The following is a 24,670-nucleotide window of genomic DNA, read 5'->3' on the forward strand; positions in this document are numbered from 1 at the left end:
TCGGTCAATGCGGCCATGACGGCCAGAATCGCGAGCTTGCGCATCGATTGCTCCTTCAATGAGTTGTGCGTTCCGCGTGCGCCGTATGGTCGGCGTCGTGCGAAGCCCGCACCTTACCCATCGAATGCAAGTTGCGTTTAACAGCCTCGTTACAGAATCGACAGAAGGTTGCACGCGGGCGTATCCGTTCCGACGCGCGGAAGTGAGCTAGAAGGCCCGCCGGATATGGATGGACGCATCCGTCGCAGCGCGCGATGTCCGTCACGTTCTGTCTGTCTTTGTAAGGGACGTTAAGGTGTGCGCGTTGGCGAATCGCCACGCCTTACTTTTTCTTGCGTCGCTGCTGGTTCGCTTCGCGCATGGCGATCATCGCGCGCAGCAGGATGACGCTCTGTTCATCGATCAGTGTGCAGAGCTGCTGCAAGCGCTCGCCGTCGATCGATTTCCACTGCAGCGCAGACAGCGCCGTGCAACGCGTGAGATGAAACGACACGAGTTGCCCGTTGATCGCCAGCAGGCGAATGATCGTTTCGGGATCGTCGGCGGGCCGTCCGAGCAGCCGGCCGATGATTTCCGAACTGACGCTCAGCAGCGGCTTGCGCATGCGCTCGTTCAGGCGCTCGGCGCTGAACGCGGGACCGAGGCCCGCCTGCTCGCGCGCCATGAAGAGCCGCCACGTGGCGGGTGTTTCCGTCGTGAACAGATAACTGGCGACGCGCGCCTGAATCACACGAAACGCGTCGATCAATTCGTCGTCGGACGGTTTGCCGTCGAGCACCGTCTGTGCGGCGGCGACGGCATCCGCGAAATAGGCGCCGACGCTCGTCATGATGTACTCGACGCACGCCTGATAGACGCCTTCCTTGTTGTCGAAGTAATACACGAGCGCGGGCGCGTTGACGCCCGCATGCTCGGCGATCTCGCGCGTCGACGCGCCTTCGAAGCCGCGTTCGCCGAACAGGCCCAGCGCCGCCTCGATGATCTTCGCGCGGGTCTCTTCGCCGCGCTGATAGCCGCCTTCCGCTGCGGGGCGGTGTCTCGGTGTGCGTGTTATCACGAGTCGTCCCGTCGATTGAAGGATGAATACAAAAACACCAGAACAGTAAAAGGTAAGGAACGGGAAAACAATATTGTTGACTAAATTGTACCAACTGGAATAATTATAACGATCGGTATAATTCTGGAGTCGACATGTCAGCCACCTTGCCCGTTGAGGAATCGGGGCGCGCAGCGAGCGCGCAACGGTCTGGAAAGAAGGGCGTTTTTCTCCTGATCGGCGGCGTCGCCGTGCTCGGCGCCATTGCGTGGGGCGCGCACTGGTGGACGGTGGGACGCTTCATCGAAAGCACGGACGACGCGTATCTGCAAGCCGACGGCATGACGGTCGCGCCGAAGGTATCGGGCTACGTGGCCGACGTGCTGGTCGGCGACAACCAGCGTGTGACGCGCGGCCAGCCGCTCGTGCGGCTCGACAGCCGTCAGTACGACGCCGTGCTCGAACAGGCGAACGCGACCATCGCTGCGCGCCGCGCCGACATTCTGCGTGGCGAAGCGGAACTCGCGCAGCAGCAGGCGGCCATCGCGCAAGCCCGCGCGCAGCTCGACGGCGCGACCGCGAACGAGGCGCATGCCGCCGACCAGGTCAAGCGCTATGAGCCGCTTGCCGCGACGGGCGCCGAGACGAACGAACGCGTCGCCGATCTGCGCAACACGCAGCGCCAGGCGAGCGCGACGCGCGCGGCGGACGCCGCCGCGCTGCAAAGCGCCGAACGCCAGATCGCGACGACGCATGCGGCGATCGAACAGGCGCGCGCACAACTGGCCGCCGCCGAAGCGAGCGCGCGCCAGGCGCAACTCGATGCGCAGGACACGACGGTCAAGAGCCCGATCGACGGACGCGTGGGCGACCGCAGCGTGCGCGTCGGTCAGTATGCACAGCCGGGCACGCGCTTCATGACGATCGTGCCCGTGCAGGACGTCTATCTCGTAGCGAACTTCAAGGAAACGCAGATCGGCATGATGCGCATCGGACAGCCTGTGACGCTGCGCGTCGACGCGTTGCCGGGCGCGAAGCTGCACGGCACGATCGACAGCTTCTCGCCGGGCACGGGTTCGCAGTTCGCGCTGCTGCCTGCGCAGAACGCGACGGGCAACTTCACCAAGATCGTGCAGCGCGTGCCCGTGCGCATCAAGCTCGATGTCGGGCCGGAAACCCGCAAGGTGCTGTTGCCCGGTCTGTCGGTGAATGTCGACGTGGACACGCGCGACGCGCGCAACAACGAAGCGCGCATCGAACGCGAGAACGAAGCGCACGTCGCGCACGAGAACAACCGTGGCTGAGCACGCCGCCGTGCAATCGCAGTCGCAAGCCGCCTCGGCCAAACCCGCGAACGCGAGCCCCGCGGACTGGACGGCCGTCGCGGCGGGCGCGCTCGGCGCGCTGATGGCGACGCTCGACATCTCGATCACGAACTCCGCGCTGCCGCAGATTCAAGGGCAGATCGGCGCCACGGGCACGGAAGGCACGTGGATCTCGACGGGCTATCTGATGTCCGAGATCGTGATGATTCCGCTCGCCGCGTGGCTCACGCGCGTGTTCGGGCTGCGCAATTTCCTGCTCGGCAATGCGACGCTCTTCACGCTGTTCTCGATCATGTGCGGGATGTCGCATAGCCTGCCGCAGATGATCGTCGGCCGGATCGGCCAGGGCTTCGCGGGCGGTGCGATGATCCCGACCGCGCAGACCATCGTCGCGACGCGGCTGCCGCGTCATCAGATGCCGATCGGCATGACGATGTTCGGCCTGATCGTGCTGCTCGGGCCGTTGCTGGGTCCGGTGGTCGGCGGCTGGCTCGCGGAGAACATCGACTGGAGCTGGTGCTTCTTTCTGAATCTGCCCGTGGGCGTGGCGCTCGTCGTGCTGCTGGTCGCCGGGCTCGATACCGCGCGCACCAACTGGCAGCAGTTCGTGCGCGCCGACTGGCTCGGCATCGTCGGCATGGCGGCGGGTCTGAGTTCGCTCACCGTCGTGCTCGAAGAGGGGCAGCGCGAGCGCTGGTTCGAGTCGTCGATGATCGTGTGGCTGAGCGTGGTGGCCGTCGTCGGAATCGCATTGCTGATTGCGGCGCAGTTCGTGTCGAAGCAACCCATCGTACGGTTGAAGCTCCTGACCAACGCGCGTTATTCGAGTGTGATCTTCATCGTGTTCACGGTCGGCGCGGGGCTGTACTGCGTGTCGTACCTGCTGCCGCAATTCCTGAGCGGCGTGGCGGGCTACAACGCGCAGCAGTCGGGTGCGGTGATGCTGATGTCGGGCTTGCCCGCGTTCCTGATGATGCCCGTGCTGCCGCGTCTGATGGGGCGCGTCGATACGCGTCTGCTCGTGGCGGCAGGACTTGCGTGCTTTGCAGGCAGTTGCCTGCTCGACATCGCGCTGACGGCGCAAAGCGCGGGCGACGACTTCACGTGGTCGCAACTGCTGCGCGGAGTCGGCCAGGTGCTCGCGATGATGCCGCTGAATCAGGCATCGATGGCGGCCGTGCCGCGCGAACAGGCGGGCGACGCGGCGGGCCTCTACAACATGGCGCGTAACCTGGGCGGCTCGGTGGGCCTCGCGCTGCTCGGCACGTTCATCGACCGGCGCAATACATTTCATGACGACATGATCCGCGAATCGGTGACGGCGAATTCGCTCGTCGGTCAGGAGCATGTCGCGCAGAGCGCGGCGGGCTTTTTCTCACAGCACGGCGATATGGCCTACGCGAAGATGCAGGCGCTCGGCCAGCTCGCGGCGCAGATGCAGTTGCAGGCGAGCGTGATCACATTTTCCGAAACGTTCTACGTGCTCGCCGTCGCGCTGCTGTTGTGCATTCCACTCGCTTTTCTTCTCAAGAAGCCGGCACTGGGTACGCCGTCGGCTGGACACTGACATCTGTGATGAAGCTATTTGATTTCGTCGCCGCTCCGCGCGGCGCTGCTGCGGGGCGCGCCCGTTCGTCGGACGCCGCGCGCCGCCGCTTATTTCATGCGGGTTCGATGCTTCCGCCGTTCGCTGCTGCGTTGACCATGCTGCTTGCAGGCTGCACGGTCGGCCCCGACTACAAGGGCGCGCCCGCCACGACGCACGCGAGCAGCTTCAAGCGCGCGCCGGACGGCGTCGTGTCGACGGCACCCGGCGTCGCGGCATGGTGGGTCGCTCTCGACGATCCGCAACTGACGTCGCTGATCGACGCGGGCATCGCCAACAGCCCCGATCTGCGCGCGGCGCAGGCACGCGTGCGGCAGGCGCGAGCGGGCCTGTCGCAGCAGCAGAGCAACGAGTTGCCGAAAGTCGGCGCGAGTGCGGCGTATCTGCGCACACGCGAGCCCGATCTGTCGTCGCTGAGCGGCAGCAGTTCCGGCTCGTCGGGTGGACGCGGGCCCGTCGCGCTGTATCTTGCGGGTTTCGATGCAAGCTGGGAACTCGATCTGTTCGGCGGCACGCGCCGCGCGGTCGAAGCGGCGTCGGCGGAAGCGGACGCGTCGCAGGCGGATCTCGCCGACGCGCACGTGCAGCTCGCCGCGGAGATCGGCAGCGCCTATGTCGGCTTGCGCGATCAGCAGCAGCGCATGGCGATCGTGCGCAAGTCGGCGGAACTCGAAGAGCGCGTGCTGACGCTGACCGAGCAGCGGCGCGATCGTGGCGTCGCGTCGCAACTGGACGTGGAACGTGTGCGCACGCAGGTCGAGAACACCCGCAATGCGCTGATTCCTCTCGATGCGCAGATTGCCGAATCGCTCGACGAACTTGCGGTGCTGACGGGCCGCGAGCCGGGCGCGCTGGACGACATGCTGAATGCGTCAGCGCCGTTGCCCGCGTTGCCGCAGTCGATCGCCGTCGGCGATCCGGCGGAGTTGCTGCGGCGGCGCCCCGATGTGCGTGCAGCCGAGCGGCGGCTCGCGTCGCAGAGCGCGCAGATCGGCGAGCGCGAAGCGGACTGGTTTCCGAAAGTGACGCTGTTCGGTAGCCTGGCCTTCAGCGCCGCCGACCCCGGACACCTGGTGCGCAAGAACAATTTCACCTGGCTCACGGTGCCTTACCTGCAATGGAACGCATTCGACTTCGGGCGCACGAAGGCGCGTGTCGATCAGTCGCGCGCCGCGTTCGACGAGGCGCAGGCGAAGTACGAAAGCACCGTGCTCGGCGCGCTGCGCGATGCCGATGTCGCGCTCTCGCGTTATGGCCATGAGCGGGAGAACGTCGTCAGCCTCCGCACGGTCGAGTCGTCCGCGACGCGCGCAGCGACGCTGACCGAACAGCGCTATCGCGCGGGTACGGCGACGGCGCTCGACTGGCTCGATGCCGAACGGACCCGCTATACGGCCGAACAGAATCGCATCCAGAGCGACGCGCAACTCATCAAGGACTACGTCGCCTTGCAGAAGAGCCTGGGGCTCGGATGGGAAGGGATGGTGTCCGTGCAATAGCCGCGCTGAGCCCGAGACTGTCGCGCGACTACGAAAAACGCCACGGCGCATTGCGCGCCGTGGCGTTGTCTTATCTGGCCGTCGCGCTGACGCGACCTCACTTGCCGCATAACAGAAGCAGACGTTCCTGATCGGAGCAAGGCCGTTTCGGCTTGGGCGCGGCCGTCGGCTGCTGCTGCACCGACGCCGACGTGCCGCCCGCCGGCATCGACGCGCGCCGCGCGATGCACGAGCGCAAGTGCCGTTCGATAGGCGGATAGTATTGCCAGCCTTTCGTGAGCGGCGGCAATTCGAGCTTCACCTGCTTCCACTTCGGATGGCCTTTTTCCTGAAGCACGTCGAAGTTCTCGCACAGCGAATCGGCGAAGCGGTTCAGATTGCTCACCGTATCGCGCAGGCCGTAATCGTACGTGACGAGAAAAGCCTTCACGGTCAGCGTCGGCACGTCCTCTTTTAACCAGTTCGGATAGCTGCTCTGGCGGATCGTCGCGGGAAAGTAGGTTTCCTTCGCGCGCGTCGTTTCCGCCGCACCCGGATCGACGCGCAGAATGCGAATCTGCGCAAGCAGGTCGGGATTCATGTCGGTGAAGAGCTTGGCAGGCTGTCCCGCGACGATCACAGCCACGTCGATCTTCTTCACGACGAGCGCGGCAATCGCGTCTTCGTTCGAAAGGCTCTGCACGTTCTGGTCGGGAATCGCCTGGTTGAACATCAGGTGATAAAGCGTGGTCGCCGACTGCGCAGTGCCGCTGCCGATCGGCCCGATGCTGATGACCTTGTCCTTGATCTCATTGATCGTCGTCATCGGCGAGTCGTTGCGCACGACGAAATAGATCTCTTCGTTGTAGAGCGGCATGATGAGGCGCAACGGGCGGATCGTCGTTCCGGCGTCCGCGTTGCCGGAGTTCGCCATGTCGAGATATGCCTGGTACACATCCGACTGCACGAGTGCGAGCTTCACGCCCGGCTCGAAGCGCATGCGCTGCACGTTCTCTGCGGAGCCCTTCGACGGCATCACTTCGAGGTCGATGCCGGCCGGCTGCGCGACGTATTTCGCGAGGTCCGCGCCGATCTGGATATAGGTGCCGCGCTCCTGTCCCGTGACGATCTTGTAGTGCGCGCTGACTCCGGCTGCCACGGCCAGCGACGCGATCAATAAGCTCACCACTGCCGTCAATCCCGTCAGTATCGTCTTGAGCATGGTCTATCTACCTTATGGTGTGTTGAACAGCATGCGCCAACGGCTGACGCGCATGTTCCGTTACATCAGGCATTGCAATGCGTTGAGTAGCTTCGTTTTCTCGATTGCGTGACGTGCTCTACGGTTTGTTCGCTGACGAAGGCTGGTGTTTCCAGCCCGATTCGCGGATCGCGCGCATCTGCGCGTCGATGCTGCTGACGGCGCTCGCCGCGTTGCCGGTGGATGTGCCCGTTGCCGGGGCGTTGGCTGCCGGGTTGGCTGCCGTGTTCGCTGTTGCCGCGTTGGTGCTTGGCATGCCGGGCGGCAATGGCGGAAGCGCCGGCGCGGCTTTCGTGCTCGCGGCGGCTGCCGGGTTGGCATTGGCATTCGCGCTTACGTTCGCGTTCGCTGTCGTCGCAGCGCGCGGCGACGGTGCGGCGGCACCCGTCAGCGGCTTCCAGCCCGTCGACAGAATCACGCGTTCGAGCAGCGTCTGCGCCTCGACGCTGCTGGTGTCGATGGCGAGCGCCTGTGATGCGCGCTCGCGCACGCAACCCCACAGCTTGTCTTTCGCACAGGTGTTCGCCACGCCGAGCGCAACGTCGCGCTTGTTTTCGCGATCCTTCAGATCGCTCTGCATCTGCATTGCTTCCGTATTGTTCGGTTCGATGGCATGGGCATCGGACAGCGCGGCCTTCGCATCGGCGAGGCTGTTGTGGGCGAGACTCGTACGCGCCGCGCGCAATGCGTCGGGCACGTTCCGGTAGTGTTGCACCGCGCGTGGCGGCGGCGCTGCCGGGACGACAGGCGAGATGACGGCAACGGATGCGGCCGGTGTCTTCAAGACGGGCACGTTCGTCACGTTGGCACTGGGCGCGTTGTGAGCCGTCTGCGGTGGCGTGTATGGCGAAATCGATCCACCCGAGGTGCTCGCGCTATTGGTTGGCTCGTCGCTGCCCGTGTCCTGCCGGTGGTCGCCCAGCAGCAGATAGCCCGCATAGCCGAGCGCGAAGATGAACAGCAACAGCACGACGCCCTTCGTGAAGATCCAGCGGCCGGCCGCTTGCCAGAGCGGCAACGGCACGTCGAGGGGTGGAATCGGTACGTCGGGCGAGAGGAGCGGCGAGATGCCCGTACCGTCCGAGGCGATGTCGGCGAGCGGTGGCGGCTGCGTATCGACGGCCCGCAACTGCGTGCCGGCGCGCTTGCGCTGAATGGGTTCGAGGGGGTGATCGGCGCCGCAGTACGGGCAGAAGTCGACATGCTGATACAGCACGCCGCCGCAACGAGTACACGGCGTTGGGAAACCCTGGGCAGGTGATGTTTCAGCAGACATGCTTAACCCCAACCAGTTGTATGCGATGCCATTTCGGCATGCTCAGGATCGGAGTTGAAGCAAACTCGCAGTTGGCGGAACTACGATCCACATGCGCTGGGTAGCGGCCAGCCCAGTCCTTTCTTTACGGGGCCGCTGTGTGTGCCAATATGGTTTCTTTCGCTCGTCGCGTCAATCGACGTTGTTACCTATCGCAGACAAATACACTTTGATTTCAGGGGGAAAACGATAACGCGTCAGGGTTTTTGCATAGACGCGAATACAACGCGGCAACCCGTACATTGATCATAGGAAACGCCGCCCTCAAACAAAAGGCCGGTGCGCATCGCGACCGGCCTGTGAATTTGTGAAGTACCTCGATAATAGAGTGCACGCATTTCGTGCACGGAAGGACGTGTGTGCGTTTGCTAGCGTTTGTCCGTTTTCGACGTGCTTTAATGCTGGCGCAGCGGATGGTCTCTCAACAGCCACGCAAGCGCGAACGCGAGTACCACCACGCATGCAGCGACGATGTACACGGTATGCAACGCGCCCGCGAACGCTTGCAGATAGTCGTCGCGCAATACGGCCGGCAAGTGATGGATAGCAGCCGGGCCGAGTGCGTGCGGCAATTCGGTGTCGGGCGGAATCAGCGCTTGCAGACGCGCGCTCAGGCCATTCGAAAAGACCGCTCCGAATGCCGCTACGCCGACCGAGCCGCCAATTGAACGAAACAGCGTGGCGCCCGACGTCGCCGTGCCGAGATGCTTGAACGGCACCGCGTTCTGCACGGCAAGAATCAGCACCTGCATCACCATGCCGAGTCCGCAGCCGAGCACGGCCATATACGCGTACATCACGTGAACGGGTGTGTCGAGCTTCAGCGTCGTGAGCAGCAGCATCGCGATGCCGACGAGGAACGTGCCCATGATCGGGAACATGCGGTACTTGCCGATACGGCTGATGATGCGTCCGGTGACGATCGACATCAGCAGCACGCCGCCCATCATCGGCAACATCTGCATGCCGGCTTCCGACGGCGTGGAGTTCTTCACCACCTGCAGATACATCGGCAGGAACGTCACCGATCCGAACAGCGACACGCCGACGATGAAACCGATCGCGCTCGACAGCAGGAACGTGCGGTCGCGAAACAGTTCGAGCGGCATGATCGGCTCGACGGCAAGACGCTCTTCATAGATGAATCCGCCGATACAGATGAACGCGAGCAGCAGCGTGCCCCACAGTTGCGGCGACGTCCACGGCAGCACCGTGCCGCCCTGGCTCGTGAACAGGATCACGCAGGTGAGGGCGCCTGCGAGAAACGCCGCGCCCATGTAGTCGATAGTGTGCTTCACCTGTTCCACACGCGGCTTGAACACGGCGCCGATCACGAGCAGCGCGGCGATGCCGAGCGGCACGTTGATGTAGAAAATCCAGCGCCACGACAGATGGTCGACGAGAAAGCCGCCCATCATCGGACCGATCACGGTGGCGAGGCCGAACACGCCGCCGAACACGCCCTGATAGCGGCCGCGTTCCGCAGGCGGAATCACGTCGCCGATCGCGGCCATCGTGATCACCAGCAGTCCGCCGCCGCCGAGTCCCTGCAGCGCGCGCAAGAGGATCAACTGCGTCATGTTCTGCGCGACGCCGCACAGCGCGGAGCCGATCAGAAACAACACGATCGCCGTCTGCAGCACGATCTTGCGGCCGAACAGATCGCCGAACTTGCCGTACAGCGGCACGACGATCGTCGATGTGAGCAGATATGCGGTGACCACCCACGACAGGCTATCGAGCCCGCCGAGTTCGCCGACGATGGTGGGCAGCGCCGTCGACACGATGGTCTGGTCGAGCGCCGCGAGCAGCATCACCAGCAGCAGCGCGGGAAACAGCACGCGAAGAGACGGACGCCCGGTGGCGGCGGGCATGGCGTCGGCAGTGAGAGTGGGGCTTTCCATTTGTACTCCCGTTGCTTTCAAGTTGGCTTGAAATTAATTAACACGCAGATTAATATATTCGACATCGCAGCGTTCGTCAAATACAGGTCATGGCAAGGAAAGCAGAAGCGGGATCGAAAGCGGGTGCGGATCAGGTGGAGCAGGCTGGTATCGAAGAAGCGGGGGCGCAGCCGGGTTCGGCGGCTGCGGCGCGCAGACCGGGTCGTCCATCCGGCAGCGGCCGCGGTCCGGAACAGCGCGCGCGTCTGCTGGACGCGGCGCTCGCGCTGTTCGCGCGGCAGGGCATCGTCGATACGACGCTCGGGCAGGTTGCACGCGAGGCCGGCTTCACGCCCGCGATGATGCATTACTACTTCAAGACACGCGATCAGTTGCTCGACGTGCTGATCGACGAGCGCTTCCTGCCGCTGCGCGCGCGCCTGGGCGGCTCGTTTCAGGTACATCCCGACGACCCCGTCGCGGCCATCACGCTGCTCGCGGAGCGGCTCGTCGAAGTGGCGGGCGACTATCCGTGGTTTCCGCCGTTGTGGATCCGCGAGGTGATCAGTGAAGGCGGCCTGCTCAAGCTGCGCATGCACGAGCGTTTCGGCGACGCGAACCAGAAAACCGGCATCGCGTACATCGAGAAATGGCAGAAGGACGGCAAGATCAATCCGGAACTGGAGCCGTCGCTGATGTTTCTGTCGGTGATCGGTCTGACGATTTTGCCGCTCGCAACGTCGTCGATGTGGCGCAACGATCCCGCGCGCCGCAAGCTGACGGCCGACGATATCGCACGGCACGCCGTCGCGCTGCTGACGCACGGCGTCGCGCGGTAAGCCGGGCGCGACGCCACTCTCTCATCAAAATGCCGCGCATAGCCTGAGCGGCACGCAATGTGCTTCATGCTATGCGTTTCGCAAGTCTGCCTTCGGACCTTCACGCAGGCGTCTTGCGCGATCGTCAAGATGGCGCGGTGCCGTTTGGCGTCAACCTGTATGCCGAAGCGGACAAGCGTACGGTGGCGTGCAACTCGACGGGTAAAATCGAGTCCGAGTTGTGGGCATGCGCCGCGCAACGGCGCGCGCAGACGAATTCGCGAAACAGGGTAGATCGACGGACGAACAGCGCGTCCGTCATCCATTGGTAAGAACGTGCATACGAGAGTAGAAACGTTGAACTGTTTTCCGCTGCCGGTGCTGGCGCGGTACATCAATGCGTTACATCATGGCCACGTCAGAATGCATAACCAGATTTTCAAGCCATAACATCAAGATGAACGGAGTATTGAGGCTCGATCAGGCCACGATCGTGCTCGTTGAAGACGACCCGCAAAACAGGGAATCGTTGAAGATTTTGCTCGAATCGGAAGGGGCGAACGTCATCGCCGTGGCGGATGCGGAAGAGGGAGTCGAGGCGGCTGTGCGGGCGTTGCCCGATGCCGTCGTCTGCGATCTGGATCTGCCCGCGATGGACGGCTTCTATCTGATTCAGCGCCTGCGGGATCACGAGATTCGCGGCGATCTTTCCCCTTCGGTCGCAGTGGCCCTCACGGGCCATACCGATGAAGCCTACCGGCTGCGCAGCATCGGCGAAGGTTTCCAGCATTTCATGACGAAGCCGGCGCCGCCCGAGGCGCTGGTGACGCTACTGCACGATGCGATAGGCGCACGCGCCGCTGGTTTGACCTGAAGCTCGAACCGCGGCGCTTTCGTGGATGAATTCAGCTGCCGGCGGCTTGCGCCGCCTGGCACGTGGAACACAGTCCCTTCAGCTCGATTCCGTCGCCGGCGAGCCGGTATCCCGCGTTTTCGATTTGCGCGACGAGTGCTTCGCGCAGCGCAGGCTGATGCAACTCGGTGACGTTGCCGCATTGCTGGCACACCACCAGAATGCCGTGCTGACATTGCGTCAGATCGTGACAGACGGCGAACGCATTGATCGACTCGATCTTGTGCACGAGTCCGGCGGACAGCAGAAAGTCGAGCGCACGATACACCGTGGGCGGCGCGGAGCCCGGGTGAATCTGGCGCATGTCGTCGAGCAGCGAATACGCCTTGGTTGCGCGCCCCGATGTCAGCAGCAGTTCCAGCACCTTGCGGCGGATCGGCGTGAGCTTTTCGCCGCGTTCGCGGCAATATTCTTCGGCCAGCGCGAGCGCCGCTTCGGCGGAAGCGGGCGTGCCGTGCGCATGGTCGGCGTGCTCGCGATGCGGGCCGCCATCATGCGAATGGGCGTGACCCGCGGCATGCGCATGGTGCGCGTCGTGCGAATGATCCCGTGCGGCAGCGGCGGCGGCCGCAGTTGGCTTGGCGTTTTTCATCCGCTGATTATACGGTTCATCCCGCATCGATAGCGCGGGCGCCCGTGTGCCCGCGCGTGCCGGCCGTATCGTGTCAGTCGAGCTTTGCCTCGAAGCCGCGCTTCACGCCCGGACGTTCGAACAGCATGTCGTACCAGCGCTTCACGTTCGGATACTCGGCGAGATCGACCTTATGGCGTTCGTGCCGCCACGCCCAGCCGAGAATCGCGAAGTCGGCGATCGACAGCTCGCCCGCCACGTACTCCGTCTTGCCGAGCCGCGCATCGAGCACCGAGTAAAGCCGCCGCGTTTCGGTGGAAAAACGCTTCAGGCCATAGCGCTTGTCGTCTTCGGACGCGAGCGCCGCAAAATGATGCACCTGGCCCGGCATCGGCCCGAAGCCGCCCATCTGCCACATCAGCCATTCGAGCACGGGCACACGGTCGCGCAGGCTGGCGGGCAGGAACTTGCCCGTTTTTTCGCCGAGATACAGCAGGATCGCGCCCGATTCGAACACGCTGATCGGCTGGCCGTCCGGTCCGTCGGGATCGACGATCGCGGGAATCTTGTTGTTCGGGCTGATTGCGAGGAAGTCGGGATCGAACTGCTCGTCCTTCGTGATGTTGATCGGCCGGACGACGTACGGCAGTTCCATTTCTTCGAGCGCGACGCTGATCTTGCGGCCGTTCGGCGTGCCCCATGCGTAGAGCGAGATGGTCATGTTGTCAGGTCAGATCGAAGTCGACGTATTGCTTGAAGCCGGAGCGGGTGGCGAGCCGCAGATACCAGCGTTCGAGATTCGGCAGTGACGGACGCTCGACGCCCGGCAGCCCGAACCAGCGCTTCGCATACGCGCCCAGGACGACATCCGCAAGCGTGAAATTCTCGCCTTCGATGAAGAAGCGTCCTTGCAACTGCGCGTCGAGCATCTTCCACAGCTTCGCGACATTGTCGATGTCGGCGGCGAGCTTCGCGTCGTCGCGCTGCTCCGCCGGCGTGCGCACGATAGCCCAGAACACCGGGCGCTCGGCGGGCTGCAGCGTGGACAGAGCCCAGTCGAGCCAGCGGTCGATGCTGGCGCGCGCCTTGGGTTCTTCGGGGTAGAGCAGGCTGGATGCGCCGTACTGCGTGACCAGATAGCGCAGGATCGAGTTCGATTCCCACAGCACATAGTCGCCGTCGACGAGCGTCGGCACCTTGCCTGTCGGGTTCATCGCGAGATATTCGGGCTCGTCGTTGCGGCCGAATTGCAGGCCGGCGTCGATGCGGTGATAGGGTAGGACCAGTTCGTCGCATACCCACAGGACTTTCTGTACGTTGACCGAGTTTGCACGTCCCCAGACTGTAATCATCCGGTAATCCTCTTTCTCTTCTAGCTACGTTGGCAAGCCGCGCCTTGCGCGGCGTTCAACCACTCACGATACACGAACGGGATTTTTCTTTCCTTTCGCTGGAAAAGCCCCTACAGCCGTTGCGTACAATGGGCGCACCCCAATTTGACGAGGCGCGCATGGCCCGCATTGTCCCCGACGACTGGAAGAGTCTCGCCACCACGGGCGCCGCCGCGCGCGAGCGCGAAACGCTGGCGCTGTTCGAAGAAGCGCTGCCGCGCGACTACACCGTCTATCACGGCGTGCACTGGACGCGGCTGCACGAAGGTTTCTCCGTGTTCGGCGAGGCGGACTTCGTGATCGTGAGCCCGTCGGGGCGTGTGATGATCGTCGAGCAGAAAACCGGCTTCCTGCGCGAAACGCCGAAAGGGCTCGTCAAGGTCTACATGCAGACCGAGCGCAATGTGGCGATCGCGCTCGCCCGTACGATCGAAGGGCTGCACCGGCGCTTCACGGCGGCCTTCGGCGCGGGCACGTATTTCATCGAAGAGCTGCTGTATTGCCCGGATCACGTGGTCAGGGACGCGGCCATCGCAGGCGTGAACCCGGCGCGCATCGTCGACGCGACGCGCAAGGACAAGCTCATCGAAACCATCCGTACGGCGCTGCCCGCCGACGAGCCGCGTCTCGCCTGCGCGTCGAAGATCCACCATTTTCTCGCCGACGAACTTGCGCTCACGCCCGACGCGAGCGCGCTGGTCGGGCAGGCGGGCACGCTCGTCACGCGGCTCGCGGGCGGACTGGCGACGTGGGCGCGACGGCTCGAATTCTCGCCGTTCCGGCTGCGCGTGATCGGCACGGCGGGCTCCGGCAAGACACAGCTGGCCGTGCAGGTGATGAAGGACGCCGTCGCGCGCGGCGAGCGGCCGCTGTACGTGTGCTTCAACCGCCCGCTGGCGGACCACATCGCGCGCGTCGCGCCGCCGGAGGCGAAGATCGCGAACTATCACCAGCTGTGCGACTGGATCGTGCGGGAAAGCGGCCGTGCGCCGGATTTCCAGAGCAACGACGTATTCGACCAGCTCGAAAGCGCTTTTGCCGCCACGCCGATCGACGCGCGCTGGCAATACGACGTGCTGATCGTCGACGAAGGGCAGGATTTCCAGCAGCCGTGGGTGCCCGCGCTCGAACGTCTGCTGAAGCCGGGCGGCGCGCGGTGGTGGCTCGAAGATCCGCTGCAGAATCTGTATATGCGCGAGCCCGTCGCGCTGCCCGGCTGGACGGTGCTGCGCGAATCGACCAACTATCGCAGTCCGCGCGACATCCTCGACTATCTGCGCAACGTGGTCGGCGCGACGGTGCCGCTGGCGGGCAGCCTGACGGCGGGCGGCCCGTTCGACGGCTCCGACATCTCGCTCTCGACCTACGACGAAACCCAGACGCCTGAAAGCTGCATCGACGCGACCAAGCGCGCGATCACCCAGGCGCTCGCGCTCGGCTTTCGCAAGCAGGACATCGCGGTGCTGTCGTTTCGCGGACGCGAAGGCTCGGTGCTGTGGCCGCTCGATCATCTCGGCCCACACCGGCTGCGCAGCTTCACGGGCAAGTACGATCTGTTCGGCAATCCCGCCTACCGGGAAGGCGACGTGCTGCTCGACTCGATCTACCGCTTCAAGGGGCAATCGGCGCCGTGCGTGATCCTGAGCGAAGTGGATTTCGACGCGTTCGACGAACGCAACGCGCGCAAGCTGTTCGTCGGCGCGACGCGCGCGACGATGAAGCTGATCGTGGTCGCTTCGCAGCGCGCCGCGCGGCATCTGCAACTGGGCGAGGCGAAGGAGCAGGCCGCGTAGAGGCCGAGGCAGGCGCCGCGCAAAGGCATAACGCACGCATCACGGCGTGCGCCGCGAAAACTCAGTGCCAGGCCGACGCGGCGACCAGCGTGCCCTTGTACGTGAGCGCGTCCCACCAGATCACGCGCAACAGCGGCGCGAGCTTCGCGATGTACAGTGCCTGCACGGGATCGCTTTCGACGAAATGCGTGACGCCGCAACGAAGCGCCGCGGCCGCCTTGTGCGCGGCGGCGCCTTCGGGCGTTTCGTCGTGGCTGTCGGGCATGCGCATCACGAGTTCCAGATGTCCGAAGCCGTGCCGCTCGAGCCACGCGCGCGTGCGCGCAAGATCGGCGTGCGGCCGGCCCGTGATCACCGCGCGCACGTTCTGAAGATCGACGTCGGGCAGCACTTCATACGGCAGCAGCGCATCGCGCTCGTTCAAAGCGGCGGCGAGGTCTTCGTCATATCGTGACAGCGGCACGTCGGGCAGCAGGATGCCGTCCAGATCGATCGCGTAGGTAGCGTATTCGTGGTCATCCGCCATTTTCCCGGCGGAACCGGACTCGACCTTCAGCCAGTCCTCGCGATAGTCGTCCGTGTAGGCCTGGCGCTCCCACGGGAACAGCGCGAAAAAGCCCGAGGCGTCGTTGGCGTAGTCCGGGCGGATGCGGCTGATTTCGTCGTATGCGCCCGTCAGCGTCTTGACGATCAGGCCGTGCTGTTCGAGGAACGCGATGCAGTCGACCAGCGTGAAGCCGCGCCCCGCGATGTCCTCGCACAGCAGCACCTTCGAGCCGGGAGCGGGCAGCGGCTGCGCCGAATCCCACGTGACATGGCGCGCGCGGCGGTCGTAGCTGAGAAACGCGACGGGCACGCCGACGGCATGCGACGCCATCAATGCGAGCGGCGCACCGCCCCGTAAAATGCCGATGGCGGCGGCGAAGCGCTCTTCGAGCAGGGCGGGCTGCAGCGAGTCGATCCAGTGGTCGAGCTGTTCGTAGGTCAGCGGTAGAACCGGCTTTTTCATGACGGACGGAGGTTGCGCTTTGCGGTAGGCCGGATGGACGCGCGTCCGCGAAACGGCTTTTTTGAGATGGAGCCGATATTATGCACGGCATGTAACGATTCTGTGTCGGGGTAGGGCCAGCGGCGCTGTCGTTATTGTCCGACGGCGTTGTCAGGCACAATGCGGGCACATCGACAACAAGACCACAAGAGGGACCTGAAAGTGCACTACAAGAAGAACGGATGGTTGCGCGTGCTTGCGCTGATGTCCGTGCTGGCGCTGGCGTTTGCTTCGTTCGGAGCGGGCGCTGCGCCGTTGACGGCGGCGCTCGCGCTCGACGTGAAGGGCAAGATCGCGAAGACCAACGACGCCGATCACAGCGAGTTTCACTTTTCGGAAGCGCAGTTGCTCGCGCTGCCCGCGCACAGCATTTCCACGTCGACGACGTGGACGGCAAAATCCACCTTCACGGGACCGCTGCTCGCGGATATCCTCAAGACCGTGGGCGCCTACGGCGATCAGATCGAAATCCATACACTGGATGACTACACGTACACCGTTCCCGTGTCGGACACGAGCCGCTATGGCGTGATCGTCGCGTACAGCATGAACGGCAAGCGCCTGCAGGTCAGCGACTTCGGGCCGCTGTTTCTCATCTATCCGCGCGACCAGTTTCCCGGCGAACTGGCGGGGGCGTCGGCGGACGCGAAATTCGTATGGCAGATCAAGGCTCTCATCGTCAAATAGGACGGCGCCCGCTGCGCCGTGTCGTGCTCGTCGTCATCTGGATCGCCGCGCTCGCGGCGCCGACTGCGGCGATCAGCTATCTGCTCTACTCGACGCTGCTCAATCCGCGTGCGACCCAGCAGCTGACGGGCACCTATGACGGCTTCTACTGGGACGCCGCGCAACTGCAGATCGCTTACGCGCGGCTCGAAAGCCAGCTGCTGCTGTACCAGACGGGCGTCGATAGCGACTATCCTCGGCTCGCGCTGCATTTCCAGGTGCTGCAATCGAAGCTGCGCGTGATGGCGGGCTCGACGCAGCGCCTCGCCGCCCAGGCAGAAGCCGTGCAGCGCCAGCAGCAGGAGATCGCCGGGCTGTCGGCGATGCTGGTCGCGCTGCAGCCGTCGCTCGACGCGCTGCCGACGTCGCCCGTGCTCGCTTCGCAGATGGTCGAGGAACTGCGCAAGCACTGGAAGGAAGTCAACGATCTCGCGTTGAGCCGCCGCAACGTCGACCTGCAGGACCGCGAGGCGATGAACTCCGACTTCATCGCGAAGCGCCGGATGCTGTTCGCGGGCGGGCTGGTGCTGCTGTTGCTGTCGGCGGCGGCGACCACGCTGCTCGTGATGAACGGCCGGCGCCGCACCCGGCTGATTCACCAGCAGCACGCCGCACTCGATGCCGAGCATCAGGCCAGCCGGGCCGCGCGCGAGGCGAGTCTCGCGAAGGATGCGTTCCTCGGCATGATCAGCCACGAGTTGCGCACGCCGCTGCACGCGATCGTCTCGTCGATCGAACTGCTCGGCTTCACGTTTCATTCCGAGGCGGACCGCAAGGTGCTGCATCGGCTGGAGACGGCCGCGCGCCATCTCGAAGCGCAGATGAAGGACTTGACCGACTATGCGCGTCTCGGCGCCGGCAAGCTCGAATTGCGCAACGAGCATTTCGATCCGCGCGAGCTGCTGGTGTCGATCGTCGACGAAAACGAACCTGCTGCGCGCGCGAAGGGGCTCGTGTTCGAAGGCATCGCGAGCGGGCGAGTCGGGCTCGTCGATTCCGATCCGCATCGTATCCGTCAGATCGTCAACAACCTCGTGACCAACGGCATCCGCTATACGGAACGCGGCATGGTCACGCTGCATTTCGAACAGCGCGACGATGCGCTGACCGTGGTCGTCACCGACACGGGCGCGGGTGTACCGGACAAGCAGATTCCGCTGATCTTCAAGGAGTTCACGCAACTGGACTCGTCGCGCACGCGGCGCTTCGAGGGCGCGGGCATGGGGCTCGCGATCGTGCAGGGTCTGGTGGACCTGTTCGGCGGGTCGATCGGTGTCGACAGCGAGGTGGGCAAGGGCACGCGCTTCACGGTGACGATCCCCGTGAAGCCGGTCGCCGCGCCGGTGGGCGTGTCGGCGGCGCCGCAAGCGGCGCATGGCGAGGGGCGTCCGCAGGTGCTGATCGTCGACGACAACCAGCTGATCCGCGAGTCGCTGTGCGAAATGCTCGCGCACATGGGATGCGACACGGCCGCCGTCGCCAATGCTGACGACGCGCACGCGTGGCTGGCTGCGCAGCGTTGCGATCTGGTGCTGCTCGATCTGCACATGCCGGACAAGGACGGCTACGCGTTCATGGCCGAGTATCAGGAGAGGGTGAGCGGGCAACCGGCCGACGCGCGCACGCCCGTGATCGCGGTGAGCGCTTATGCGCCCGAGGGCGCGGCTCGCGCCGAGGCCGATCTGTTCTTCGACAGCCTGACGAAGCCCGTTCACTACGAGGTGTTGCGCAACGCCGTGCAGCGCGCGCTGGCGGCGCGGCACGGGGCGTCGGTAGCGGGCTGACGGCCGCGCCGCTGCCTGGCGAGGTTGACGTCCTCGCGCTTATGCGCGGCTCAACCGTTTCGACAGATCGGCGACGAGAATCGCCATGCGCGCCGGTTTCTCATAGCACGCGACGTCGTAGTTGCGTACGATGTCGCTGATCTCCGACTCGCTCGCCTTGCCCGTCAGCAGTTCGCCCGTCAGCACGAAAATGGGCGCGTCCGGGTTTTCCGACGCGCGCACCGCGCGAATCGCTTCCGCCGAGGTCTGCGGGCCGAACAGCCAGTCGATCACGACGCCGTCGAACACCTGCGTCTGCAGCGTTTCCGCAAAGGCGGTGAGCCCGTAGATCGCGATGGCTGCAAAGCCGCTGCGTTCGAGATAGTCGCGCAGGTTGTCGGCGGACGCCTGGTCGTCGTCGACGACGGCGATCAGCGGCTTGTCGGTCTCGGCGCGGCGCGGATAGATTTCGATCTTGTGGACTTCGTACGCGTTCTGATAGAGCGCGCCGTCGTGACGCACCACGCGCCACTGGTCGAGCTTCGACCACGCAATGAACTCCGGCCGGCTGCCCGCTTCGATCGGCGCACCGATCCACGCGGTGCACGCCAGCTCGATCGAGCCGATCGCGAACACGGCTTCCTGCGCGGTGGCGCCCACCATGCCCGGATCGAGCGACTGCGCGCCGAACAGTTGCGCGGCCGGCTCGCCGAACACCTCGGCGACCTTCTTGATCTGCGAGAGCGTCCACGGACTGTTGCCGCGCAGCTTCCGGTGGCCTTGCGAAAAACTCAAATCGAGGATCCGGCAAAGCTCGCTGGTCTGCTGACGCTTGCCGATGCCGTGACGGCTCATCAACTCGCGCACGCGTTCGGCGACGGCTAGCGAATCGGTTGAGGTGGCTTCGTTGGACATGCGCGAAGTGTGAGTCGATGTAAGTAGTTGTATGTGACGAGACCTCGTGGCGGCAGCGCGATGCCACGCGGCGCGCCGGGCGCACGGACTGCCCTCGGGGGCAGCCACTGTACCGCAAGACTTCGGGCGCGCCTGGTGTCGCGCCGTGTCCGCATGATCGATTGCGTTCGACGAATCTGCCGATTCTAATGAGTTCGATCGCCCGTTGCTAACGAAGGCCTGTCCGATTCATGCGTAACCTTTCTATTTTAACGTTGAAAGGTATGCAAAACGAATGACGACCTGGATTCAGGCGCGATTTCGATGATGGAATCGACTGACCGATTGACGGCGCGCAAAGGCGCAAGGACGAGCGGACGCAGCGCCCGGCGGTTTTTGGCCGGGATTGCGGCGCGCGGGGGAGCCTGAGAAGATGCTGTCCCTCGATACCGTTTCGTTGCACCGTTTCCGTTCCGATGACGACCACCTATCCGCTGCACGCCAACCTGAGTCCGGCCGACACGCCGTTTCCCGATCAAGCCGACGTCGTCATCGCGGGCGCGGGCATCATGGGCTGCGCGGCGGCGTACTATCTCGCGCGCCGCGGCGTGAAGGCGGTCGTGCTGGACAAGTCGCGCATCGCGGGCCAGCAGTCGACGCGTGCGTGGGGTTTCGTGCGCCAGCAGGGCCGTGAAGCCGCCGAAGTGCCGCTGATGATGGCGGGCATGCGCATCTGGGAGCAGCTCGAACGCGAACTGGATTTCGATCTCGAATGGCGGCAGGGCGGTTGTCTGTACGTCGCGGACAACGACGAGGACTGGGCGTCGTTCCAGCAATGGCTGGATGTCGCGAAGCAATATGGACTGGACACGCGCGTGCTCGATCGCGCGCAGATCGACCAGCATGTGCGCGGCATGCAGGGCAAGGTGCTGGGCGGCCTGTATACGGCGAGCGACGGCCAGGCCGAGCCGCGCCGCGCGGCGGCTGCGTTCGCGGCGCGCGCCGTGGAAGCGGGCGCGCGGTTCTTCGAGGGCTGTGGCGTGGTCGGCGTCGAACGGGCGGCGGGCGCGGTGACGGGCGTCGTGACCGAGCGCGGCACGATCCGCACGCGGCGTGTGATTTGTGCGGCGGGCGCGAGCAGTTGGCGGCTGCTCGACACGCTCGGCATTGCGTTGCCGCAGCAGGCGGTGCGCGGTACGTGCATGCGTACGAATCCGCTGCCGGCCGTCACGGCGTCGACGTTCTGGGGCCACGGCCTCGGCATTCGCCAGCGGACGAACGGCGCGATCAATCTCGCCGACGACATGCAGGTCGATGTCGACATGACGTTCGGCCACTTCCGTGCGCTGAAGTGGTTCTTGCCCGAGCTGTGGGCGCAGCGCCAGAAGTTCAGCTTCCATCTGAACGGTGCGCTCGTGCGCGATCTGTGCGACCGTCTGCCGGGCGTCGTGCCTGTCGATGAGCGCGTTCTGCATCCGCGCGATCCGAATCCGCAGCCGAACCGGGGTCACGCGCCGCGAGCCTTGCAGAAATTGCGCGCGCTGTTTCCGGCGCTCAAGGATGCACGGATCGTCGAGTCGTGGGCCGGGTTGATCGACGTGCTGCCGGACGGTATTCCTGTGCTCGATGCACCTTCGCAGATTTCCGGTCTGCTGATCGCCACGGGGTTTTGCGGACATGGCTTCGCGATGGGACCGATCGTCGGGCGCCTGATGGCCGAGTGGATCGACGACGGGCAGCCGTCGATGGATCTTTCCGCATTCCGGTTGCAGCGGTTTTTTGATGGGACGATGCAGCGGCCGCGGAGCATGTTGTAGTCGGGGTCGGTTTTTGTCTGCGACGCAGTCGCCAAGCTTTGCCTTCTCGGCGCGGGCTTTGCCGGTTTGGTTTTTTGTTTTTGGCTTTCGCTGGCATCCGCGGTTTCGCGTGCTGGCATCCGCGTTTTGCTTCTGGTTTGCTGGCGTTGCCCCTGTGCGGGGCGGCACTTACTTTCTTTGCCGCCGCAAAGAAAGTAAGCAAAGAAAGCGGGCTAACCCCGCCAGTGCTAGTGATTGCCTGCGGGCCCCCGTCAGTTCCTACGCTTCATGCGGCAACGCGTTTGTTTGCGCCCGTTGCCAGCGTGCTAGCTGCACGCATCACCCGCTTCACATTGCCGTATCACGGCCTGCGTTACCAGACGGCCACCGCCGCCCAGGTGGCAAACTGTGTGTAGGCAGTCTCGACGTAGATGCTCCACTTCGGACTGAAAAGCGGATCGGTGTCGTAGGATCGCCAACGCATGTGGTGCAGCAACCTACACACAGTTTGCCACCTGGGCGGCGCCGACGATTCGCTGCCGCTGGCCGGTTACGGGTGATTGGAGTGGGTGATGCGCCGGTTCAAGGCGCTGGCAACGGGCGCAAAACAAAGTGTTGTGGTGTGAAGTACGGGACCCGTTGGGGGCCCGCGTGCCGCCCCGCACAGGGGCAACGCCTGAACACCGACATGAAAAAGCGGATGCCAGCGAAAGCGCAGAGCGAAAACCAAAAGGCGAAGCCCGCGCCGAGAAGGCAAGAACGGCGACTACGTCGCAGACAAAAAACCTATTTAACCGCGATATCGCGCCGCACACGCATAATGTGCTGCTCTCAACCGCTACCCCAATCCTCGCGAGGAGCAATCGCATCATGAAACTGAACCGCGTGATCAGCACGGTTGAAGTGCATACGGGCGGCGAACCGTTTCGCATTGTCACCAGCGGGCTGCCGAAGATTCCCGGCAAGACCATCGTCGAGCGGCGCGCGTGGCTCAAGGAGCACGCCGATCATCTGCGCCGTGCGCTGATGCTGGAGCCGCGCGGTCACGCCGACATGTACGGCGGCTACCTGACCGATCCCGTTTCGGAAGGCGCGGACTTCGGCATCATCTTCGTCCACAACGAGGGCTACAGCGATCACTGCGGCCACGGCGTGATCGCTCTCGCGACGACAGCTGTCTCGCTCGGCTGGGTCGAGCGCACGGAGCCGGAAACGCGCGTCGGTATCGATGCGCCGTGCGGCTTCATCGAAGCGTTCGTCAAATGGGACGGCGATCACACAGGCAGCGTGCGCTTCGTCAACGTGCCGTCGTTCATCTGGCAGCGCGACGTGAGCGTCGAAACGCCGGGCTTCGGCATCGTGCGTGGCGACATTGCGTTCGGCGGTGCGTTCTATTTCTACACGTCGGGCGAGCCGTTCGGACTCGATGTGCGCGAGTCGCAAGTCGACCGGCTGATCCAGTTCGGCGCCGAAGTGAAGCGCGCGGCGAACGCGGCGTTCGAGGTCCGGCATCCGCACATTCCGGAGATCAATCACATCTACGGCACAATCATCGACAACGCGCCGCGTCATCCCGGCTCGACGCAGGCGAACTGCTGCGTGTTCGCCGACCGCGAAGTCGACCGCTCGCCAACGGGTTCGGGCACGGCGGGCCGCGTCGCGCAACTCTATTTGCGCGGCCAGCTGGGCAAGGACGAGACGCTCGTCAACGAGTCGATCATCGGCACGGTGTTTCGCGGGCGCGTGTTGTCCGAGACGAAGCTCGATCGCTTCGACGCCGTGATTCCCGAGATCGAAGGCAACGCGCATATTTGCGGTTTCGCAAACTGGATCGTCGATGAACGCGATCCGCTTACCTACGGTTTTCTGGTGCGCTGAACGCGCAAGGGAGCAGCTTCGATATGAGCAGCACGCCGATTTTCGACGCCGCCGGCACGGCGCGCCTGATTCCGTTTCGCCCGCTCGTGGACGCATTGAAGATAGCGGCCGCCGATTACGCAGCCGGACGCGTCGCGAGTCCCGAGCGGCTCGTCGTGCCGCTGAACGACAACGGCATCATGCTGTCGATGCCCGCCGCGGCCGCCGATCTCGCGATCCACAAACTCGTCAATGTCTGCCCGCGCAACGGCGAGCGCGCGCTGCCCACGATTCACGGTCAGGTGATGACGTTCGACCCGGACACGGGCAAGACGCTGTTCATTCTCGATGGTCCGACCGTCACGGGACGCCGCACGGCCGCAATGACGATGCTCGGCATCGAGACGCTGTCGCACGCCGCGCCGAAAGACATACTTCTAATCGGCGCGGGCACGCAAACGGCGAGCCATCTGCAGGCGATCGGCGAACTGTACCCGGACGCGCGCGTTCGAGTGCGCGGCACGTCGCCGGCGCGCGCGCAGGCGTTCTGCGACGCGCAGCGAGACAAGGTGCGAGCGCTCGAACCATTGAGCGACTCGACGATCCCCGATTCCGTCGATACCGTCATCGCGCTGACGACGAGCCGTCAGGCTGTCTACGACGAAGCGCCGCGCGCGGGGCGGATCGTGATCGGCGTCGGCGCGTTCACGCCGCAGATGTGCGAGATCGGTGCGCGCACGCTCGCGGGCAGCGCGCTATATGTCGACGATCTGGCTGGCGCGAAGCATGAAGCGGGCGATTTCATCCAGGCGGGCATCGACTGGTCGACGGTGACGGGCATCAAGGATGCCTTCTCGAACAGGCCGGCCGTCGACAGGCCCATCGTCTTCAAGACGGTCGGCTGCGCGGCGTGGGATCTGGCGGCGGGGCGCGTCGCTCGCGCTGCGCTGGGCGCGGGCTGAGCGTTCGGCGTTGGGCGCAATCCGGGCCTTCGGATATCGATGCAACGCCGTCGATCACTACGTTTCGTCGCATGCAGGTCAGGTCGGAATCGAAACGAACGTCCGTGCCGTGTCACGTCAGCAAGCGTGCAAACAAACCGAAAACGTTGCAACATAGTCGTCTCGCGCAATCCCGCCGTTGTAAGCGCTGCCTGAAAGGGTGGCCTGGACGGGCTTGCGTTCTTCCCAGCAGTT

The 24,670-nt window shown here is 64.5% G+C and carries 20 protein-coding genes; 11 read left to right on the forward strand and 9 right to left on the reverse strand.

Annotated elements, in window-relative coordinates:
- Positions 1-322: 322 nt before the first annotated feature.
- A complete protein-coding gene (locus tag G3N95_RS28125) occupies positions 323-1,057 on the reverse strand; it encodes a CerR family C-terminal domain-containing protein (protein WP_205973366.1) in 735 nt (244 codons plus the stop codon).
- 134 nt (positions 1,058-1,191) lie between these two features.
- Between G3N95_RS28125 and G3N95_RS28130 the strand changes: the two genes are divergently transcribed.
- The 3 genes from G3N95_RS28130 to G3N95_RS28140 all read left to right on the forward strand — a co-directional run bounded on the left by G3N95_RS28130 (position 1,192) and on the right by G3N95_RS28140 (position 5,466).
- The gene (locus tag G3N95_RS28130; protein ID WP_205973367.1) at positions 1,192-2,340 is read left to right on the forward strand and encodes an HlyD family secretion protein; all 1,149 of its coding nucleotides are present in this window, start codon (positions 1,192-1,194) and stop codon (positions 2,338-2,340) included.
- Positions 2,333-3,928, forward strand: a complete 1,596-nt coding sequence (locus G3N95_RS28135) for an MDR family MFS transporter (protein WP_346778419.1) — start codon at positions 2,333-2,335, stop codon at positions 3,926-3,928. The genes G3N95_RS28130 and G3N95_RS28135 overlap by 8 nt, the downstream gene beginning before the upstream one ends.
- Positions 3,929-4,035: 107 nt before the next feature.
- Positions 4,036-5,466, forward strand: coding sequence for an efflux transporter outer membrane subunit (locus G3N95_RS28140; RefSeq protein ID WP_205973463.1), 1,431 nt, complete (start codon positions 4,036-4,038; stop codon positions 5,464-5,466).
- A 97-nt stretch (positions 5,467-5,563) separates the two neighbouring features.
- On the opposite strand, the gene G3N95_RS28145 is transcribed toward G3N95_RS28140, so the two are convergent.
- The 3 genes from G3N95_RS28145 to G3N95_RS28155 all read right to left on the reverse strand — a co-directional run bounded on the left by G3N95_RS28145 (position 5,564) and on the right by G3N95_RS28155 (position 9,925).
- Complete coding sequence (locus tag G3N95_RS28145) at positions 5,564-6,667, reverse strand: TAXI family TRAP transporter solute-binding subunit (RefSeq protein ID WP_205973368.1); 1,104 nt, start codon at positions 6,665-6,667, stop codon at positions 5,564-5,566.
- Between the two features lie 118 nt (positions 6,668-6,785).
- Positions 6,786-7,982, reverse strand: a complete 1,197-nt coding sequence (locus G3N95_RS28150; protein ID WP_205973369.1) for a zinc ribbon domain-containing protein — start codon at positions 7,980-7,982, stop codon at positions 6,786-6,788.
- A gap of 434 nt (positions 7,983-8,416) precedes the next feature.
- Entirely contained in the window at positions 8,417-9,925 is a 1,509-nt protein-coding gene (locus G3N95_RS28155; protein ID WP_205973370.1) for an MDR family MFS transporter, read from the reverse strand.
- An 89-nt stretch (positions 9,926-10,014) separates the two neighbouring features.
- On the opposite strand from G3N95_RS28155, the gene G3N95_RS28160 reads away from it, so the two are divergent.
- Complete coding sequence (locus G3N95_RS28160; RefSeq protein ID WP_205973371.1) at positions 10,015-10,743, forward strand: TetR/AcrR family transcriptional regulator; 729 nt, start codon at positions 10,015-10,017, stop codon at positions 10,741-10,743.
- 376 nt (positions 10,744-11,119) lie between these two features.
- Positions 11,120-11,596: a response regulator gene (locus G3N95_RS28165; RefSeq protein WP_205973372.1), complete on the forward strand. Its 477-nt coding sequence runs from the start codon at positions 11,120-11,122 to the stop codon at positions 11,594-11,596.
- Positions 11,597-11,627: 31 nt separating this feature from the next.
- Here the strand turns inward: G3N95_RS28165 and G3N95_RS28170 are convergent, their stop codons facing one another.
- The 3 genes from G3N95_RS28170 to G3N95_RS28180 form a co-directional block, all read right to left on the reverse strand.
- Positions 11,628-12,227: a Fur family transcriptional regulator gene (locus tag G3N95_RS28170; RefSeq protein WP_205973373.1), complete on the reverse strand. Its 600-nt coding sequence runs from the start codon at positions 12,225-12,227 to the stop codon at positions 11,628-11,630.
- Between the two features lie 73 nt (positions 12,228-12,300).
- The gene (locus G3N95_RS28175; RefSeq protein WP_205973374.1) at positions 12,301-12,927 is read right to left on the reverse strand and encodes a glutathione binding-like protein; all 627 of its coding nucleotides are present in this window, start codon (positions 12,925-12,927) and stop codon (positions 12,301-12,303) included.
- A gap of 4 nt (positions 12,928-12,931) precedes the next feature.
- On the reverse strand, positions 12,932-13,558 hold the full coding sequence (locus G3N95_RS28180; RefSeq protein ID WP_205973375.1) for a glutathione S-transferase: 627 nt from the start codon (positions 13,556-13,558) through the stop codon (positions 12,932-12,934).
- A 158-nt stretch (positions 13,559-13,716) separates the two neighbouring features.
- On the opposite strand from G3N95_RS28180, the gene G3N95_RS28185 reads away from it, so the two are divergent.
- A complete protein-coding gene (locus G3N95_RS28185; protein ID WP_205973376.1) occupies positions 13,717-15,390 on the forward strand; it encodes an ATP-binding domain-containing protein in 1,674 nt (557 codons plus the stop codon).
- A 61-nt stretch (positions 15,391-15,451) separates the two neighbouring features.
- On the opposite strand, the gene G3N95_RS28190 is transcribed toward G3N95_RS28185, so the two are convergent.
- Positions 15,452-16,399, reverse strand: a complete 948-nt coding sequence (locus G3N95_RS28190) for a phosphoribosyltransferase (protein WP_205973377.1) — start codon at positions 16,397-16,399, stop codon at positions 15,452-15,454.
- 201 nt (positions 16,400-16,600) lie between these two features.
- Between G3N95_RS28190 and G3N95_RS28195 the strand changes: the two genes are divergently transcribed.
- Both G3N95_RS28195 and G3N95_RS28200 read left to right on the forward strand, forming a co-directional pair.
- Positions 16,601-17,125, forward strand: coding sequence for a molybdopterin-dependent oxidoreductase (locus G3N95_RS28195; RefSeq protein WP_205973378.1), 525 nt, complete (start codon positions 16,601-16,603; stop codon positions 17,123-17,125).
- Positions 17,095-18,948: an ATP-binding protein gene (locus G3N95_RS28200; RefSeq protein WP_205973379.1), complete on the forward strand. Its 1,854-nt coding sequence runs from the start codon at positions 17,095-17,097 to the stop codon at positions 18,946-18,948. Before G3N95_RS28195 ends, G3N95_RS28200 begins: the two co-directional genes overlap by 31 nt.
- A 39-nt stretch (positions 18,949-18,987) precedes the next feature.
- Here G3N95_RS28200 and G3N95_RS28205 read toward each other — a convergent pair whose 3' ends face one another.
- Positions 18,988-19,842: a helix-turn-helix domain-containing protein gene (locus G3N95_RS28205; RefSeq protein ID WP_205973380.1), complete on the reverse strand. Its 855-nt coding sequence runs from the start codon at positions 19,840-19,842 to the stop codon at positions 18,988-18,990.
- A gap of 455 nt (positions 19,843-20,297) precedes the next feature.
- Here G3N95_RS28205 and G3N95_RS28210 point away from each other — a divergent pair, with 455 nt between their 5' ends.
- The 3 genes from G3N95_RS28210 to lhpI all read left to right on the forward strand — a co-directional run bounded on the left by G3N95_RS28210 (position 20,298) and on the right by lhpI (position 24,436).
- Positions 20,298-21,638: an FAD-binding oxidoreductase gene (locus tag G3N95_RS28210; RefSeq protein ID WP_205973381.1), complete on the forward strand. Its 1,341-nt coding sequence runs from the start codon at positions 20,298-20,300 to the stop codon at positions 21,636-21,638.
- A gap of 849 nt (positions 21,639-22,487) precedes the next feature.
- The gene (lhpH, locus tag G3N95_RS28215) at positions 22,488-23,495 is read left to right on the forward strand and encodes a trans-3-hydroxy-L-proline dehydratase (RefSeq protein WP_205973382.1); all 1,008 of its coding nucleotides are present in this window, start codon (positions 22,488-22,490) and stop codon (positions 23,493-23,495) included.
- A gap of 23 nt (positions 23,496-23,518) precedes the next feature.
- Complete coding sequence (gene lhpI, locus G3N95_RS28220; protein ID WP_205973383.1) at positions 23,519-24,436, forward strand: bifunctional Delta(1)-pyrroline-2-carboxylate/Delta(1)-piperideine-2-carboxylate reductase; 918 nt, start codon at positions 23,519-23,521, stop codon at positions 24,434-24,436.
- Positions 24,437-24,670: the final 234 nt, after the last annotated feature.

This window comes from Paraburkholderia sp. Tr-20389, assembly GCF_017104565.1.
Lineage (GTDB): Bacteria > Pseudomonadota > Gammaproteobacteria > Burkholderiales > Burkholderiaceae > Paraburkholderia.